The organism is Mycobacterium sp., assembly GCF_050701675.1.
Lineage (GTDB): Bacteria > Actinomycetota > Actinomycetes > Mycobacteriales > Mycobacteriaceae > Mycobacterium.
Map to the genome: position 1 here is coordinate 1 of NZ_JBOGDD010000455.1, position 3079 is coordinate 3079.

The following is a 3079-nucleotide window of genomic DNA, read 5'->3' on the forward strand; positions in this document are numbered from 1 at the left end:
CCTCCGGAGTGGTGAAGGCCGTGACACACGACGACGTCATCGTCGAGATCCGCATGGTCGGTGACCGCACGGGTGAATTGATCGGCGAGGCATAGCTTCTAGTGAGCCTCGGCGTCAAGCCGGCCGAAGCGGCCCGGTTCGTGCATGCGCACCCCACCCAGGGCGAGGCGCTGGGCGAGGCGCTGCCGGCTCTCGCAGGCAAGCCGCTCCACGTCCACGACTGACCGCCGCCAAGCAAGTCGAGAACGTCAATCGCCACAGCGGTATCTTGGAGCGGGTAGGGCTGGTCGGGCACGCCGCGGTGACTACGCCACTGCGAGCAGGCCGGTGCAGAAGTAAAGAGCGACAACGACCGGCCCGAGAGGATGATCAGGAAATCGGGCGGCCGCCGACACCGAGCCGCGTTGAGGCTCACGCCGAAGAGGGCGCCGAGTTCTTTGCTCGTACCGCGTACGTAACAGAAGTGGATAAATAATCAAATCCATCTGCTGATCCGATGGATCGATGCCCGTAAGTCGCCAACGGATGCCCACACGGGCGGCAGGCCAGAATCACTGGGCTAAACCATTTTCATAACAGAGATATGTGGAACCCGCCGTGGGCGGTTGCAGGAGCTTTGAGTTCGTTGACAGCGTTGATCGCGCAGCTTTTCATTGGCTTTCGATGATCCACCCACGTCACTCACGATGGGACCGGCGCCCACCGACCATGTAGCTGTCCATATACGCCACGACTGCTATCAAATGCCGAGCTCATGCTTCCACCGCGCGAGAATGACGGCTGTGGGATAGGAAGGGATGCAGTACATTTCGGTCACCGAGTACGAGGCGGCAAAAACGCCTGTGTCGCATGCTTCGCGAAGCGAGGCACCGGCGCTGAGCGCAGCCAGCATCGCACCGGTGAACGCGTCTCCCGCTCCCGTCGAGTCGAGCACTGTAACGGAGGGAGCTGCCACCAGGAACGAGCCCTCTGTGTCTGATCTGCATGACGCTCCGTTGTGGCCCAGGGTGACGACGACTGTCTCGACGCCAGTTGCCAGGTGTACGGCCTCTGCGACGGTTGTCGGGGTCCAGTCTCGGCCACCACCGAGGATGGCGTCTGCCTCTAGTTCGTTGGCGACCACAATGTCGACCGGGCCCCAATCCCAGTCCGCGGATAGGAACGGTTTGACCGGACTGGGATTGCAAACGATGGTCGCTCGGTCGGAGAGGCGGCCGGCAAGCTGCGCGTTCACTGCAAGCGGCAGCTCGCCTTGAATGCTCAGATAACTTGGACCGGGCGCCGTATCGATGAGTGACACCACCGCATTCAATTGCAGTTGATCTGCTGCGCCAGTCCAGGTGATCACGGCCTGCTCGCCATCGGCGGCGCTCAGGATGATGCTTTCTCCGGTGGGACCATCATGACGTTGCACGGCAGTGATGCCGACACCCTCCGCTCTAAAAAGCCGAACGGCACTGTCGCCGATATCGTCGTGGCCGATGACTCCGACAAATTCGGTTTGAGCGGCTAACCGTGCGGCCATTACCGCTTGGTTAGCCGCTTTGCCGCCGTCGCTTTGCCTGAATGCCTGCGCGTCGATACTCTCGCCGTTTCGCGGGAGTCCGTCGGTGTAGACGTATGTATCGCGGATGTATGCGCCCGCGACCCAGATGGTCACTAATTGATACCGAGGTTGATCGGAGCGATCGATGCGGCGTCGACGGTCACCTCCATGTTCGGGTGCGAATGCGCGAGCGTCACGGGGTACATCACGTCTTCCTGCTCGGTCAGCAATAGGACTCGGGTGATGAACTGCTTCCAGGCACCGCCGTCGGTAATCAGGTGGAGCTTGCGTGCCGACAGGATCTCTTTCATGCCGACAGTGATGGCCATCCGGGGGATGGTCTGCGTATAGCCGCCGGTCGTGCGGTGGGAGTGGGCAACGATCGTGTCCTCGAGGAGGGGCACCACGCGGGTCGTCGACTGCTTGAACTCATCGACGGTGTAGTTGTGCCAGCGCGTGGTCGGCGGCTCGTTGAAGGCCAAGTGGCCGCGGAAGCCGTACCCGGCGAAACAGGTGTCCGCGCCGCCCTCGGCTTCGAGCCGCGCGCCGAACGCATCGGGGTTCCAAACGTCTGGGTAGATCACGTTCTCCGGCAGAGGCCGCAGTTCTGCATCAAGCAGGTTGTAGAGGTTTCGGTCACAAAATCCACGAAAACTGAACGGGTGATCAGCGGGCACCGGGCGTCCTTGCCAGTCCAGGAACTCATCCATGTGGAAGATGACGACGTTGCGCCAGCTGATTCCCTCTTCGTTGCAGATACGAGCGAGCAACGGATACTGCGCCTGGGGGCCGACCGGCCGGATCCAGCGGGTGGGTTCCCCGGCCGCGTTACGCTCCTTCAGCTCGTCGGCCATGAGTCGAGCGAGCCAGCGGTAGAGCGAGTCGAGATCCGGCAACACGCGCAGCTGATGGCGTGAGCGTTTCTGGACCTCGGTGAACGGCATCGTCAGCTGTTCGGGGGTGAGATCGTTGGCGGTCATGGCAAGTTCCACGAGAATTCCCATCTGCAAACAGTCCGAGGCGCTTCGGTGGGGCCGCGGAGCCCAGCCAGCATGTCACTCAACAGACGAGTTATGCAACTTGACTGTTGACTACTTCTGTCGGGGGACGTCGAACGTGAACTCGCTTCCCCGGTGGAAGTCATCCGAGAGCAGAACAGGGCGAGCACGGGCGTCTGAATGCACCTGCTGCAGGCGGAGCCAAGCCTCCGAGTCAGATACGCCGAGGCGGGAGGCCAGTTCCGCCTCCAATGTGACTGCTGAGACTGTCGCGGAGGCGTTGACAGGACAACGATCGAACCGCCCGAAGATATCGAAAAGAGAACCTGCCCAGTCGATCTCGCCTATCGGGGCCTGAATGACTGCCCGGTCGAAAACGTCGACGCTGTAGACCATGGGGTTGTCATCCTGCCGCCGCAAACGCTCAAGGCGAACAACGGTGCTCGACGGTGTCAACCCGAGGGCTGCGCGCTCGTCCTCCGTGGGCTCCATCAGGTCAACCGATAACACCGCATTGGTCGGGACAACCCCACGG

3 protein-coding genes and 1 pseudogene are annotated in these 3079 nt (G+C 61.8%); 1 reads left to right on the forward strand and 3 read right to left on the reverse strand.

Features of this window, described 5'->3' with window-relative positions:
* Nucleotides 1-224 (forward strand): annotated as a pseudogene (locus ACRDUX_RS13750) (oxidoreductase dimerization domain-containing protein); the annotation flags it as partial.
* Nucleotides 225-739: 515 nt separating this feature from the next.
* Here the strand turns inward: ACRDUX_RS13750 and ACRDUX_RS13755 are convergent.
* From ACRDUX_RS13755 to ACRDUX_RS13765, 3 genes are all read right to left on the reverse strand, one after another.
* Nucleotides 740-1660 carry a PfkB family carbohydrate kinase gene (locus ACRDUX_RS13755; protein WP_526414584.1) on the reverse strand — a complete coding sequence of 307 codons (921 nt, stop codon included), beginning with the start codon at nucleotides 1658-1660 and terminating at the stop codon, nucleotides 740-742.
* Nucleotides 1660-2526 (reverse strand): 6-phosphogluconolactonase, encoded by an 867-nt coding sequence (locus tag ACRDUX_RS13760; RefSeq protein ID WP_526414585.1) that lies wholly within the window; start codon nucleotides 2524-2526, stop codon nucleotides 1660-1662. Before ACRDUX_RS13760 ends, ACRDUX_RS13755 begins: the two co-directional genes overlap by 1 nt.
* Nucleotides 2527-2637: 111 nt before the next feature.
* The coding region (locus ACRDUX_RS13765) for a GntR family transcriptional regulator (protein WP_526414586.1) at nucleotides 2638-3079 on the reverse strand (442 nt) is incomplete at its 5' end.